The organism is Plantactinospora sp. GCM10030261 (assembly GCF_042666615.1).
In the GTDB taxonomy this organism is placed as follows: Bacteria; Actinomycetota; Actinomycetes; order Mycobacteriales; family Micromonosporaceae; genus KBS50.
Map to the genome: position 1 here is coordinate 1 of NZ_JBHTDD010000037.1, position 12,068 is coordinate 12,068.

The 12,068-nt window shown below is 72.5% G+C and carries 13 protein-coding genes and 1 pseudogene; 8 read left to right on the top strand and 6 right to left on the bottom strand.

Annotated elements, in window-relative coordinates; genetic code table 11:
• Positions 1-283: 283 nt before the first annotated feature.
• Positions 284-706, bottom strand: a pseudogene (locus ACFQUZ_RS29060) (ChaB family protein); the annotation flags it as partial.
• A 186-nt stretch (positions 707-892) separates the two neighbouring features.
• Between ACFQUZ_RS29060 and ACFQUZ_RS29065 the strand changes: the two are divergent.
• Both ACFQUZ_RS29065 and ACFQUZ_RS29070 read left to right on the top strand, forming a co-directional pair.
• Complete coding sequence (locus ACFQUZ_RS29065) at positions 893-1,303, top strand: DUF2795 domain-containing protein (protein ID WP_377447909.1); 411 nt, start codon at positions 893-895, stop codon at positions 1,301-1,303.
• Positions 1,304-1,524: 221 nt separating this feature from the next.
• Positions 1,525-1,803 carry a hypothetical protein gene (locus ACFQUZ_RS29070; protein WP_377447911.1) on the top strand — a complete coding sequence of 93 codons (279 nt, stop codon included), beginning with the start codon at positions 1,525-1,527 and terminating at the stop codon, positions 1,801-1,803.
• 131 nt (positions 1,804-1,934) lie between these two features.
• Here the strand turns inward: ACFQUZ_RS29070 and ACFQUZ_RS29075 are convergent, their stop codons facing one another.
• Entirely contained in the window at positions 1,935-2,282 is a 348-nt protein-coding gene (locus tag ACFQUZ_RS29075) for a hypothetical protein (RefSeq protein WP_377447913.1), read from the bottom strand.
• A gap of 512 nt (positions 2,283-2,794) precedes the next feature.
• Between ACFQUZ_RS29075 and ACFQUZ_RS29080 the strand changes: the two genes are divergently transcribed.
• Positions 2,795-3,010 (top strand): hypothetical protein, encoded by a 216-nt coding sequence (locus ACFQUZ_RS29080; RefSeq protein ID WP_377447915.1) that lies wholly within the window; start codon positions 2,795-2,797, stop codon positions 3,008-3,010.
• Between the two features lie 158 nt (positions 3,011-3,168).
• Positions 3,169-3,603, top strand: a complete 435-nt coding sequence (locus ACFQUZ_RS29085) for a DUF6401 family natural product biosynthesis protein (protein WP_377447916.1) — start codon at positions 3,169-3,171, stop codon at positions 3,601-3,603.
• Positions 3,604-3,714: 111 nt separating this feature from the next.
• On the opposite strand, the gene ACFQUZ_RS29090 is transcribed toward ACFQUZ_RS29085, so the two are convergent.
• Positions 3,715-4,566: a hypothetical protein gene (locus ACFQUZ_RS29090; RefSeq protein WP_377447917.1), complete on the bottom strand. Its 852-nt coding sequence runs from the start codon at positions 4,564-4,566 to the stop codon at positions 3,715-3,717.
• A gap of 149 nt (positions 4,567-4,715) precedes the next feature.
• Here ACFQUZ_RS29090 and ACFQUZ_RS29095 point away from each other — a divergent pair, with 149 nt between their 5' ends.
• The 3 genes from ACFQUZ_RS29095 (at position 4,716) to ACFQUZ_RS29105 (ending at position 8,987) form a co-directional block, all read left to right on the top strand.
• A complete protein-coding gene (locus tag ACFQUZ_RS29095) occupies positions 4,716-6,860 on the top strand; it encodes a SpoIIE family protein phosphatase (protein WP_377447918.1) in 2,145 nt (714 codons plus the stop codon).
• Between the two features lie 39 nt (positions 6,861-6,899).
• Positions 6,900-7,577, top strand: coding sequence for an HAD family hydrolase (locus ACFQUZ_RS29100; protein ID WP_377447920.1), 678 nt, complete (start codon positions 6,900-6,902; stop codon positions 7,575-7,577).
• A gap of 126 nt (positions 7,578-7,703) precedes the next feature.
• The gene (locus ACFQUZ_RS29105; protein ID WP_377447922.1) at positions 7,704-8,987 is read left to right on the top strand and encodes a cation:proton antiporter; all 1,284 of its coding nucleotides are present in this window, start codon (positions 7,704-7,706) and stop codon (positions 8,985-8,987) included.
• A gap of 11 nt (positions 8,988-8,998) precedes the next feature.
• Here ACFQUZ_RS29105 and ACFQUZ_RS29110 read toward each other — a convergent pair whose 3' ends face one another.
• The gene (locus tag ACFQUZ_RS29110) at positions 8,999-9,937 is read right to left on the bottom strand and encodes an NAD(P)/FAD-dependent oxidoreductase (protein ID WP_377448017.1); all 939 of its coding nucleotides are present in this window, start codon (positions 9,935-9,937) and stop codon (positions 8,999-9,001) included.
• A gap of 81 nt (positions 9,938-10,018) precedes the next feature.
• Positions 10,019-10,516, bottom strand: coding sequence for a metallophosphoesterase family protein (locus ACFQUZ_RS29115; protein WP_377447924.1), 498 nt, complete (start codon positions 10,514-10,516; stop codon positions 10,019-10,021).
• Positions 10,517-10,758: 242 nt separating this feature from the next.
• Here ACFQUZ_RS29115 and ACFQUZ_RS29120 point away from each other — a divergent pair, with 242 nt between their 5' ends.
• Complete coding sequence (locus ACFQUZ_RS29120; protein WP_377447926.1) at positions 10,759-11,355, top strand: general stress protein; 597 nt, start codon at positions 10,759-10,761, stop codon at positions 11,353-11,355.
• A 54-nt stretch (positions 11,356-11,409) separates the two neighbouring features.
• On the opposite strand, the gene ACFQUZ_RS29125 is transcribed toward ACFQUZ_RS29120, so the two are convergent.
• Entirely contained in the window at positions 11,410-11,982 is a 573-nt protein-coding gene (locus ACFQUZ_RS29125; RefSeq protein WP_377447928.1) for a DUF1684 domain-containing protein, read from the bottom strand.
• Positions 11,983-12,068: the final 86 nt, after the last annotated feature.

A 12,068-nucleotide genomic window follows, 5' to 3' on the forward strand; every position in this document is an offset into this window, starting at 1 on the left:
TGACCCCCCCACCCACCCCGTCCCCCCCGCCCCCCACCGCCCACCCGTCCCCCCCCGTCGCCCACCCCGCCGATCTAGATCGACGGGACGGGCATCGACGGGACGGGCATCGACGGGACGGGCATCGACGGGACGGGCATCGACGGGGTGGGCGGCGACGGGGGTGGGTGGGCGGCGACGGGGGTCAACGGGTGCGACCTCGGTTGCCGGCCTTCGACGCCCTGGCCTTGGCCGGGCTACCGGCCTTGGACCGGGAACTGGCCTTCTTCGCCGGGGCACCGGCCCTGGACCGCCCGCCAGACGTGTTCGTGGCGCGCGCCTGCGCGGTCTTGCGGGTGCTGGCCTTCTGGAGCGCCTTGACCAGTTCCGGCTTGGTCATCCGCGACCGCCCGGGCAGGTTCAGCTTCCGGGCCACCGCCATCAGGTGCTCCTTCGGCGCGTTGGCGTCCACGCCGCCCGCCGTCGGCGCCCGCCGCGCCGGGCCGCCACCGGCCGCCTGCCGGTCACTCGGCCCCTTGCGCCCCTTGCGTTCCCAGTGGTCGCCCACCTTCTCAAACGCGTTCTTCACCGCCGCGAAGGCGGCGCGGTGCGCCCGCTCCCCCTCGCCGTACGTCTTGACCGCCGAGTCGTGGGTCTCGGCCCAGGTGCGCTGCGCCTTCGAGTCGGAGCGCCGCAGCGTGCTGGGCAGTACCTCGCGTCCGGGCATGCCGATCCCTCCTCACCCGTCCGATGGACTCCCCGGCGTTCCCGCCCCGGCCGACGGCAAACAACCGGCTCCGGTCAGCACGCCCTCGCACGCGCCGACCTGAGCTGCGTCACCGGACCGGCACGGTCCCCCCGTCCTGGCGCGGGATGGCGTTTAGCCGGCATACCGCCGGGTAGCGCAGCAGACATGGAACGTGGCAACAGCAAACACGGACCGCGCGTCGACGAGCAGATGAGCAATGAGGTCAGCGGCATGGTGCACGGCACCGCCGGCGGCCGGGCCGAGGAGTGGCACACCCCCGAGCCGTCCGGTGAGGACCAGCCGGAGGTCACCCGGGCACCGGACGGCCGTACCCGCAACGGCCCGCCGCAGGGGATGACAAGCGAAGAGGTCGAGGAGCGCAGCCGGCTGGGCCGCTTCATCACCCTCTCCGCGCTCCCGGGGGACCGCGCGTCGCTCCGGGAGAACGCCGAACGCAACGAGGCCCCGGCCGACGTGCTGGACGAGTTGGACCGGCTGCCCGAAGGCGTGCGGTTCCAGACCGTCTCGGAGGTGTGGGCCGCGTTGGGTCATAGCAACGAGTCGACCCGCTGGTAGAACGGTCGGGTATGCGCCCGCAGGAACGGCCGCCGGATCCCCATCGGATCCGGCGGCCGGGGCGTTTCACGTCCCCGACAGCCGGCCGTGTGTTCCCGGCGGCCGCGGTGTGCACGGCCGCCAGGGGTGTCACCGGCGATCCGCGGCAACGGTCACGCCGTCCGCGGCCGTACGGTCCACCTGCCCGTTTGGCTCACCGGCCATAGGGTACGGCTGAGGACATGACCGACAACGACCGAGCCGTATGGCGGGACGAGGAACAACTTCCGCTCAGTGACCTGGAACGGGCCATGGCCACCTCCGCCGAGGACGGCCAGGTTGACGACGTGACCGGCAACGACGCGGGCGCGGAGGCGGCGTTCGGGCACGGGCCGGAGGCCACCGACGAGACCCGGACCTCGTCGACGGAGCCCGGCGCGGTCGACGACAGCCGTCGGGAGCCCACCGACCCGGACCGCCCGTTCCGCCCGTCGACGACCGGCCGGTCCGGCCCGCACTGACTGCGCAGGAAAGGCTCCCGTGTTGGCAGCCCGGTGCAGATACGCGAACCTTCCGCGCCTCGGTTGTCTGGAAACTCAATGCTGATCATCGACAGGCCCGGTCCACACACGACGGCGCTCACCTGTATGGCTCACCGACGGACCGGTAGCCGCGAAGCGGCCAGGTAGAAGACGCACATCAGCAACGACAGCACGGTGAGCAGCGGGCCCAGCGCCTCCGGACCGTACCGACCGAGCAGCACTCCGATCCCGGCGGGTAGCAACGCGCCGCCAAGACCGGCGGCACCGATCTGCACCCCGATGGTCCGATCCGCGTGGCCGGCACCGACCCGATCCCTCGTGGTCAGGGTGATCAGGGGGAACACCGGCGCCGCCGCGAAGCCGATGACGGCCATACCGACCGCCGCCAACCAGCCCGGCCCGGGTACCGCGACCACCGCCGCGCCGGCCGCCATGCCGGCCAGACTTGCCCACAACACCCGTGTCGTAGGTCAGGTAGCCGACAGTGCCGGCGGTCAGCAGGAGGCCGACGGACTCGGTGGACACCGCGAAGTCGGCACTCATCGACGGCCAACCCACCCCGAGCAGACCGTCTGGCAGTCCGAGACTGACGAAGGCCAGATAGGCGAACAGCAGGAGAGACCCGCGTGGTGGCACCCGGGACGGCCGGCCCGCCGTGGTCACCGGGTCCCGGCCGAGGACGGCGTCCGACATGACCGGGCGCACCTCCGAGCTTCGCGTGACGGTTGGCCGGCGGGCCGATCCGACTCGCCACGAACGGACGGTACGGGGCCACGCCCCCGCCGACCGTCAGGGTCGCGAATTTGTACGATGGGTAGGACGGACGGCACGGTCGTCACGCGACACCGGATACTCGACCACGGAGAGTCGCCGACCCGCCGCGCACGATCACCATCTAACCGACAATTCACCCGGAAAATGGCCCGATCGGCTGACGGCATCCGACCCGAGAGCGGGCAGACTTGCCGGAATGCGACAGGGTTCCGGATTCTTCTCTGTGCGTCAGCGTCGCCTCGCGTGGCTGGGCTTCCTCTTGGCCGCCATGCAGGCGCCACTCTCCGCCCGCCTGGTGGCCGACGAGTCCTGGCTGTTCAGCGTCTGCGTCGCGCTGCTGGTGGCCACGGTCATTCTCGCCGACGACGCGGCGCGACGTCGTCCGGCGAGCGCGGACGCCACCGACAACTGAGACACCGTCCAGCGGGGCGCCGTCGTCACCGGCGGCAGGACCCGACGTGAGCCGTCGCCACCGGCGGCAGGACCCGACGTGAGCCGTCGCCACGGCACGTGAGAACCCGCCGTCCGGCCGAGGTCGTTCCGCCGTACGCGCAGGTAGCCTCAGTCACCATGACCAGCCCCGACGCTCGCCTGACGAGCCGGAAGCCGCGTCGACGGACGCACCCGGTGCTCGCCGCCATGCTGACCACGTTCGGCTCGGCGGGGCTGGCCGCCGCAGCGCGGCAACCGGCCCTGCTGGCCGCGGTCGACCAGCACGCCGCCGCGGTCCGCGATCGGCTCGCCCCGACCGCTGGGCGGCTGGACGGGACGCTCGGCCGGCCGGCCGTTCGCGCGTCCATCCTCGCCGCGTACGCCGAGGGTGTGCGGGACAGCGCCCTGGACCTGGGCTGGCGACCACCCGCGTCACCGGTGCGCTGGGTGGAGGCCGACTGGGTACTCACCCGACTGCTGGCCGTCTGCGCATTGGCGCAAGAGCCGGCGCCGATGCCGCCCGCCGCTCGCCGGCCGCGCGAGGCGGGTCAGGGCTGGCGGCCGGAGCCTTAGCTCCCGACCGCCAGCCGTCAACCGGGCGAACTCGGCACACCGGTCACAGCGACCCCGGCCAGCCCAGCACACCGGCCGCGGCGACCCCGGTGAACTCAGCGACCGGTCGACTCAACGCCCCGGCATGCCGGGACCGGTGGCCTCCGTGCCGCCGCTCTCGCCACCCCGGTATGTGCCCGGGGCTGACGTGCTCGTCGGCTCTCGCGCACCCGCGCCGGTCCGGTCGGCCATCTGCCGGTCGACGTCGCCGCGACCCGCCTCATAGGCCCGCCCGCGCCGCTGCCGGTTCTCCTCCTCGATCCGCTTCAGCCACCCGTCGGTCCGCTGCTGCATCGGGCGCACCAGTCCGCCGCCGACGCCCACGATCAGGATTCCGGCGATGGTGGCCAGCACGGCGATCAGGACCGGCGTGGTGACCGTCGTGGCGACGCCGACCTGGTTCAGGGCGGCGATCACACCCAGCGCGATGATGAAGACGGCGGCGACGTCGGCCAGCAGTCGACCGTACGACAGGCCGCCGAGCGCGCCGGTGACGAGATCCCGTACGGCGCTGGCGATGGCCGCCGCGATCACCACGATGACGATCGCGATGAAGGCCTGCGGTAGCCATCTGACCACCGAACTGATCAGGTCGCTTATCGGGTTCGGCCCCCAGATGCCGAACGCGAACTGCAGCGTGAACAGCAGCACCGCGTAGTAGGCGAGTCGGGCCAGGATGTCGCTCGCGTCGTACCGGGTGCGTTCGAGCATCCGGCCGACGCCGCCGCGCTCCACGGCCCGGTCGAAACCGACCCGTTCCAGCACCGCGTCGACACCCTTCAGGACGAGCCGGGCGATGATCCAACCGACGATCAAGATCACCAAGAAGCCGATGGCGCGCGGCACGAAGAGCACCGCCGCTCGCCAGAAGTCGTTCCACCCGGCCGCGATGTCCACCTGTTGAACCGCGACGGTTTCGGGCATGATGTCCCTCCTGTCACCTGGGCTGTGCGCCCGGCGCTTACCCGTCCTCGGCGCCGACAACCTGCTGGTGACGAGGGAAAACGACGGCCCGTGCCGTCCCGCGCCACGGCCTGCCGCCCATGGTCGTCCTGGCCGGTTAGGCTTCTGCCATGCCAGGTACGGCAGGGTCGGTCCCTGCGCCTTCCGCTCCGGCGCACGACGCGCCGGGTCGGGGCGCCCGCCAGCCGGCCACCCGCGCCTGGTCGGAGACGCCGCTCGGTGAGCCCGGCACCTGGCCTCCCGCGTTGCGCGCGGTGGTGGAGGCTACGCTGGCCGCCGCCGTCCCGATGGCCGTGGCCTACGGCGAACGTCACATCCTGGTCTACAATGACCGTTTCGCCGAGTTGCTCGGCCCCCGGCACCCCGACGCGTTCGGTCATCCGGCCGCCGATGTGTTCGCCGACGCCTGGCGCCATCCGGGCATCGGGGACCTGGTCGAACGGGCCTACCGCACGGGCGAGGCATGCCACGACTCCGATCAGGTCCTTCCCCTGGCGCCCACCGGCGGCGGCCGGCCCGGCTCGCGGGTCTTCACCCGGGGGTGCTCGCCGATCCGCGACGACGACGGCGCGGTGCTCGGAGTCCTGGTGGTCGCGGTGGAGACCGCGCCCCTGACCCGGCGGCTCGAGAACCTCAGCGCGTTGACCTCGGCGCTGTCCGGCACCCTGACCCTCAATGACGTCGCCCGCGCCGGGTTGCGCTATGCGATCGACTCGTTCGAAGCCGACCAGGTGGCCTTCGGGGTGGACGACGGCCCCGGTTGGCGGGTGGTCCGCCGGGTCCGCGGCGAACTGCTCGACGAGGTCGACGAACGGCTGCCCCCGCTCTGGCGCCGGCATCCGGCCGACTCCGAGGCTCCGCTCGTGACCACCGCGGGCACCGGTCGCGCCAGCTTCGAAAGCGACGGTCAGCCGCTGGCGCAGTCCGCCACGGACCGCCACGACGAGCGCATCAGGGCGCTGGCCGCGGTCCCGTTGCGCACACCGTCGCTGCGCGGCGCGCTCACCGTCGGTTACCGGGATTCCCATCCGTGGACGCCGTCCGAGCGGGCGCTGCTCGCCGCCGCCGCCGAACTCGTCGCCCAGGCCGCCGAACGGGCTCGCCGGTTCGAAAACCAGCACGGTACGGCGCAACTGCTGCAACGCAGCATGCTGCCGGAGTATCTGCCGGAACTGCCGCGGCTGCGGTTGGCCGCCCGGTACGAACCGGGCGTCGACGGCAACGCCGCCGGCGGCGACTTCTACGATGCGTTCCTGCTGCCGGGCGGGCAGCTCGCCGTGGTGCTCGGCGATGTGGTCGGTCATGACGTGCAGGCAGCCGCCCTCATGGGCCAGGTCCGGGCGGCGCTGCGCGCGCTCGCGCTCAACGATCCCGACCCGCCGGCCGTGCTGCGCGGCCTCGACCGGCTGGTGGGAAGCCTGGGCGCCGAGGCACGTAGCGATGAACTCTTCGTGACCGTGGCGTACGGGGTGATCGACCCCGCCGACGGCACCATGACGCTCTCCAGCGCGGGGCACCCCGCGCCACTGGTCCGGCGGACCGGCACCGACGGCCGGGCCCGCGCCGACTTCCTTGACGTACCCCCTGGTGCTCCGCTCGGTCTCGGCGGCCGGCGCATGGCGACGGACCTGCGACTGGCCCCCGGCGACACGCTCCTGCTCTACAGCGACGGTGTGGTCGAGCGCCGAGGTCAGGGGCTGACCGAGGGCTTCGCCGGGCTCGCCGGTGCGATCGCCGCGGCACCGGCCGGGGACCCCCGCACGCTGTGCGCGGTGGCGAGCACCGCCGTGCCGGGCGCCACCGACGATGACGTCGCGGTGCTGGCGGTCGAGCACGCGGTCACCCCGAGCCGGTCGGCGGCCATGGAGGTGCCGGCGGAACCCACCGCGCCGGGCCGGGTGCGGCACTGGATGACCGACCAGCTCACCGCCTGGCAGGTCCCCGACCAGGTGGTGGGGGCCGCGGTGCTGTGCACCAGCGAGCTGACCACGAACGCCCTGCTGCACGCCGGCACGGCGGCCCGGGTCGAGATCGACCTGAGCCCGGAACGCCTGCTCGTCTCGGTGGCCGACAGCGGCACCCGGGGCCGGGTGGTCCGGGCCCGCACCGAAGCGTTGAGCAGCCGTGGCCGGGGCCTGGGCCTGATCGAACAGCTCAGTGACGCGTGGGGAACCGACCCGACGGTACGCGGCTCAACGGTCTGGTTCGAGATGTTGATCCCGCCCGGTGACCGAGCCGCCGACCCGGACGGGTGAGAAAGGCATCGCCGGAAACCCGTCGGGTAGGAGATGGCGATGACGGCTAACCAATCCGCGGGAGTGCTGTTCGACGTCGACGGCACCCTTGTCGACACCACGTACCTCCACTCGGTGAGCTGGTGGCAGGCGTTTCGACAGTTCAGCCACGACGTACCGATGGCGAACATCCACCGGGCCATCGGGATGGGCTCCGACAAGCTGCTGGACCACCTGCTCGGGTCCGACCGGGACCGGTCCGCCGACGGCAAGGTCGTCGACGGACACAGCGCCCACTTCGCCACGTACTGGGATCGATTGCGGCCGCTGCCCGGCGCCGCCGACCTGGTACGCGCCTGCGCGGCTCGCGGCCTGAAGGTGGTGCTGGCCACCTCGGCGTCGGAGCCGGAGGCGGCGGCGCTGCGCGCCACGCTCGGCGTGGACGACGTGCTCACCGCGGTGACGTCGGCGGCGGACGCCGAGCAGAGCAAGCCCGCCCCGGACATCGTCGCCACCGCCCTCGCCAAGGCGGACCTGTCCGCCGATCGGGTGCTGTTCATCGGCGACTCTGTCTGGGACGTGCTCGCCGCGGCCCGGCTGGACATCGGTTGCGTGGCGCTGACCTGCGGCGGCACGGGTCGGGCGGAGCTGGCCGGGGCCGGGGCGACGGCCGTCTACGAGGATCCGGCGGACCTGCTGGCCTCATTGTCCGAGTCACCACTGGCCCGGCTCGGCTGATCCTTTCCCGGCGCGACCCGCCACCTCACCCGGCCCGCGACCCATCCCACACCGGCCGGCCGGTGTGAAAGCCCGTTGGTCCGGAAAAGAAATCACGATCACGATGATGGGTGGGATGGGGGCGGCGTGGATCCAGTCGATCTGGTGTTCGCGGTGGCGGGGGTGGGCGCGTTGCTCGCCGGGGTGCTGCCCCGGCTCGTCGAACGCCGCCCACTGTCCATGCCGATCGCCTTTCTCGGGCTCGGCATGCTCGTGTTCGGCCTGCCACTCGGCCTTCCCTGGCCCGATCCGCTGACCGACGCGAAGCTCGCCACCCACCTCACCGAGATCGGGGTGATCGTGGCCCTGATGGGTGCCGGTCTGAAGATCGATCGGCCCTTCGGGTGGCGGCGGTGGTCCTCGACGTGGCGGCTGCTCGCCATCACCATGCCGGTGTGCATCGCGGCGGTCGCCGTCCTCGGCTGGTGGTGGGCCGGGCTGGTGCCGGCGGCCGCCCTGCTACTGGGTGCCGCACTGGCTCCCACCGATCCGGTGCTCGCCTCCGACGTCCAGGTCGGTGAGCCGACCGAGACCGAGGACTCGGAGGACGAGGTGCGGTTCGCGCTCACCAGCGAGGCCGGGCTCAACGACGGGCTCGCCTTCCCGTTCGTCTACGCCGCGATCGCGATCGCCACGGTCGGCCTCGCGCCGGGCGGTTGGCTCGGCCACTGGTTGTCGATCGACGTGGCGTACAAGCTGGCCGTGGGCGTCGGGGGTGGCCTGCTGATCGGGTGGCTGCTCGGCAAGCTGTTCTTCCGGGCGCCGTCGGAGACCCTCCGGCTGGCTCGGCACGCCGAGGGCTTCCTCGCCCTGGCGGCCACCTTCCTGGCGTACGGGGTGGTGGAGGTGATCGGCGGCTACGGATTCCTGGCGGTGTTCGTGGCGGCTCGGGCGATCCGGTCCGCCGAGCGTTCCCACGAGTTCCACCAGGTGCTGCACGACTTCGCCGAACAGGTGGAACGACTGCTCACCGTCCTGCTCCTGCTGCTCTTCGGCGGCGCCGTGGTGGGCGGCCTGCTGGAGCCGCTGACCTGGCCGGCGGCCCTCGTCGGGCTGGCCCTGGTCCTGGTGGTCAGGCCGCTGGCCGGCTGGTTGTCGCTGCGCGGTGCGCCAGGGCGGCCAGCGGAACACTGGGTCATCGCCGCGTTCGGCATCCGCGGTGTCGGATCGTTCTACTACCTGGCGTACGCCACGTCGCACGCCGCCTTTCCGCAGGCCGACCTGCTGTGGGCCACAGTCGGACTGGTGGTGATCGTGTCGGTGGTGCTGCACGGTGTCGCCGCCACCCCGGTGATGCGGTGGCTGGACCGGCAGGGCGAGCGGACCGAGACGGCCGGCCAGCGGTTGGCCGGCTCCGCCGCGAGGGGCTGACCTGGCTGACCTCAGGACAGCCGGGCGGCCAGCGCCCGACCCAGGTCGCGGCCCGAGCGCCAGGCGGTCTGCACCCGAGGCTTGCCGAACGCGTCCCCGGCCAGGCCGATGTTGTCGTCGTCGAGGTGGTACGGCACGGTTCCGGCCGGAGTCCGTTCGGGCCGGGCGTACGTCCACCGGTGCACGAACACGTGCTCCGCCTTCGGCAGGCCGAGCAGCTCGCGTACCGCCGCCTCGCCGGCACCGGCCGCGGACGTCGGCTGCGGGAGGTGGCTCTGGGCGAACTCGGCAGTCGTGTGTGCGACAAGCACCGGAGCCCGGTCGCCGCGCCGGTCGCCGTCGTCCCAGACCGAGCTGAGCACCGGATGGTCGTTGACGAACGCACCCGCGAAGTCGTCCCAGCACCGCTCGGTGTAGCGCAGCACCACGGCGAGGGCGGGCTGCCAGCGCTGCGCCTGAGCGGCGGCCAGTGCCGTCCCCAGCCCTGGGTCGAGCAGCCAGGCGGCCTGCGGTCCGGGCATCGCCAGCACCACCGCCTCGACCGGCTCGCCGTCCACCCGCGGCCCCGGCTCGACCATGCTGACCAGCCGATCGGTGGTCACCGGCAACTGGCTCGCCAGATCGGTGACCAACGAGCGGAGCCCGGTGGGGGCGCTCCACCGCATCGGGCCGGTCTCGGCGCGCCGGCCGGTCGACTCGTACACCTGGAAGGCGTCGGTCCACTGCCGGGCCAGGCCCGTCCGCCGCCAGCGGTCCACCACCTCGGCGAAGTCCGGGTCGTCGACGGTGAAATAGGCGGCACCGAGATCCGCCGGGCGGCCGTCGAACCGCCGGCTCGCCATCCGGCCTCCCGGCACGCGCCCCCGCTCCCGCACGCCGACGGGTATTCCGGCGGCGGCCAGCTCACCGGCGCAGGCAAGCCCCGCGATGCCGGCGCCCACCACCACCACACCAGCCCGGCCATCGTTCATTCGAGCGATCTTAGAGGTCGGGTGAGCAGAGGCGGTGGAGGACGAGGCGCGCCCCGCCGGTCACCTCGGCAGCCGGTGCAGCGTCGTCCGGCGCAGCGACCCGTCGGTGACCTCGGCGGTGAGATAGGTGGCGTACGGCTGTGCGCGCCGGTCGGTGGGCGAGCCGGGATTGAGCAGCCGCAGGCCGTTCGGTGCCACGGTGTCCCACGGGATGTGCGAATGGCCGAAGACCAGTACGTCGACATCGGGAAAGCGGTCCGCGCACCGCTCCTCCCGTCGCTGTTTCGGCCCGGTCTCGTGCACCACGGCCAGGCGCACACCGGCCAACTCGGCGCGCGCCACCTCGGGCAGCCGGGCGCGCAGGTCGGGACCGTCGTTGTTGCCGTACACGCCGATCAGCCGGCGGCTGCGGGCGGCGAGGACGTCGAGCAGCGTTATGTCGACCCAGTCGCCCGCGTGGATCACCACGTCGGCGGCCTCGACGGCTGACCACAACGAGGCGGGCAGGTCGCGGGCCCGCTTCGGCACATGGGTGTCGGCGGTGATGAGCAGACGCACGCCGTCATTCTCCGGTACCGGACGGACGCCCTGGCCAGCGGCGCCGCGACGCACCGGACCGGCAGCCGTTGTCGACAACCTCGCGAAGGCGCGGAGACGGATCAGCGTGTGCCGCCCTAAACCGGCAGGGTGACCGGCCGAGCCATGGCGGCGAGGCGGCCATGGGCGAGGGCGACCGAGTGGCGACGGGACGTTACCGCCGCGCGGTGCCGGGAATCCCCCAGCGACGAAGGAGGCAGCTCATGACCAGGAACACCACGCCGGGTTGGGTGCCTGGACGGTCGCGGACGGGTAGTACCAGCACGTTTCCTCCGGGGCCCAGTGGGCGGCCCGCCGGCCCGCCCAGCGGCGACGGTCGACCGGAGGCGAGCCGGCCGAGCGTCACCATCGGCTCGTTCCCGGACTACGCCTCGGCCCAACGGGCGGTCGACCACCTGGCCGACAACCGGTTCCCCGTGGAGCACACGGCGATCGTCGGGACGAACCTGCGTCTCGTGGAAACGGTCCTGGGCCGGTTGGATACCGGCCGGGCGGCCCTGGCCGGAGCCGGTACGGGCGCCTGGTTCGGTTTGTTCATCGGCCTGTTGTTCGGCATCTTCACGGCCGGCAACTGGCTGGCCATCATCGTCGTCGCGCTGGTGATCGGCGCCGTGTGGGGAGCGATCTTCGGCGCCATCGCCCACTCGATGACCGGGGGTCGCCGGGACTTCAGCTCCGCCAGCACGCTGCAGGCCAGCGAGTACGCGGTGACCGCGGACGCGGATTTCGCCGAGCAGGCCCGGCAGATGCTGGCTCGGCTGAACCCGCAGCCGTTACCGCCCGAGCAGACCGCTCATTGATCGACAAACGTGGGCGAGGGCTGTGCCGCACGGGTCGCAGCCCTCGGCCACGGATCAGACACGTTCGCCGGCTCGGATCGGGTCCGTCAACCAGTTCTCCCGCGGCGCCAGCGGGCACGCCCAGCGGTCGTCGTACGCACAGCTCGGGTTGTAGCCGTAGTTGAAGTCCAGTCGGATCCGCTCCCCCGGCAGGACGGCCACCCCGCGCCCGAAGGTGCCCTTCACCGTGTCGGTCAGGTAGCGCCCACCGCCGTATGACTCCTTCCCGCAGGTCGCGTCCCGGAACGGCAGGAACAGGCCGCCCCCGTACGCCTCGATCCACCACAGCGTGAGCGGACCCCACGGGGTCTCCGCCACCCCGACCCGGCGGTAGGTGATGACGCCGTCCGGCCCGCCGGTGTCGATCGACTCGGTTCCGGTGGCGGGTCGCAGCGGCACCTCCACCACGGCTGCCGGTTCGGGTGGGAAATACGGCAGCCCGGTGAAGTCGGCCCGGCCGGCCACCGGTGACTGGGGGTGCTCGGCGAACAGCCGGTCCCGCGCCGCGCGGAACTCCGCGAGGCCCAGATCGGACACGTACAGCCGCGCCACCCGTTCCCGCCAGTCGGCCAGCTCAAGATCCTTCATCCGGACACGGTACCTCGCCAGCGTCATCGTCGACCGTACCTTCAAATTCTGAACACCTTTCCTGAAGCACTCGTGATGGTCGGGAA

Bases quoted from the DNA above. Each gene is read 5' to 3' on its own strand.
- ACFQUZ_RS29125 (WP_377447928.1), bottom strand. From the start codon at position 11,982: ATGAAGGATCTTGAGCTGGCCGACTGGCGGGAACGGGTGGCGCGGCTG.
- ACFQUZ_RS29080 (WP_377447915.1), top strand. From the start codon at position 2,795: ATGCGACAGGGTTCCGGATTCTTCTCTGTGCGTCAGCGTCGCCTCGCG.
- ACFQUZ_RS29070 (WP_377447911.1), top strand. From the start codon at position 1,525: ATGACCGACAACGACCGAGCCGTATGGCGGGACGAGGAACAACTTCCG.
- ACFQUZ_RS29085 (WP_377447916.1), top strand. From the start codon at position 3,169: ATGACCAGCCCCGACGCTCGCCTGACGAGCCGGAAGCCGCGTCGACGG.
- ACFQUZ_RS29100 (WP_377447920.1), top strand. From the start codon at position 6,900: ATGACGGCTAACCAATCCGCGGGAGTGCTGTTCGACGTCGACGGCACC.
- ACFQUZ_RS29090 (WP_377447917.1), bottom strand. From the start codon at position 4,566: ATGCCCGAAACCGTCGCGGTTCAACAGGTGGACATCGCGGCCGGGTGG.
- ACFQUZ_RS29065 (WP_377447909.1), top strand. From the start codon at position 893: ATGGAACGTGGCAACAGCAAACACGGACCGCGCGTCGACGAGCAGATG.
- ACFQUZ_RS29095 (WP_377447918.1), top strand. From the start codon at position 4,716: ATGCCAGGTACGGCAGGGTCGGTCCCTGCGCCTTCCGCTCCGGCGCAC.
- ACFQUZ_RS29120 (WP_377447926.1), top strand. From the start codon at position 10,759: ATGACCAGGAACACCACGCCGGGTTGGGTGCCTGGACGGTCGCGGACG.